This is a genomic window from Vibrio sp. YT-19(2023), assembly GCF_033337395.1.
Genome location: NZ_JAWOQN010001244.1, coordinates 1 through 502 on the forward strand (window position 1 = coordinate 1; position 502 = coordinate 502).

Below are 502 nucleotides of genomic sequence, written 5' to 3' on the forward strand. Positions count from 1 at the left end.
GCTTTGATCCGCTATCTATCAGTGCTGGTGTTTTAGGCGTTCAACGCGTTATGCAAGCGATCGGCATGTTGAGAGCCAGCCGTAAAAAACTGCCTGAACCTGTTATCGCGAAATCGACCAGCTGGGTTCGAGCGCCAGGTAACGGTATTTTGCGCACGGTGGTGAACCTAGGCGATAAAGTAGAAAAAGGTGAAACCTTAGCTTACATCAGCTCACCCCTCGGTCACGATGAAATAGAGCTAAAAGCACCTAAAAGTGGTTTAGTGATCGGTCAGCAAACGCTGCCATTAGTGAACGAAGGCGATGCCATTTTCCACCTCGCATACTTCAGCCAAAGCGACGATGAAGTAGAACAAGCGGTAGAAAGCTACATTGAAGGATTAACTGAGTTTGACGTCGAACAGGTAACGACTGGACAAATCCCACTCGATACTCAGTCATAATTGCATGCTCTATGATCTCAAAGCCCAGTACCTAGTGCCGGGCTTTTTTTGTTATATTT

General features: G+C 46.8%; 1 protein-coding gene. It reads left to right on the forward strand.

Features of this window, described 5'->3' with window-relative positions:
* A partial coding sequence (locus R7E78_RS31065; RefSeq protein ID WP_318059264.1) for a succinylglutamate desuccinylase/aspartoacylase family protein occupies positions 1-443 on the forward strand: 443 nt, incomplete at its 5' end.
* Between the last annotated feature and the right edge of the window lie 59 nt (positions 444-502).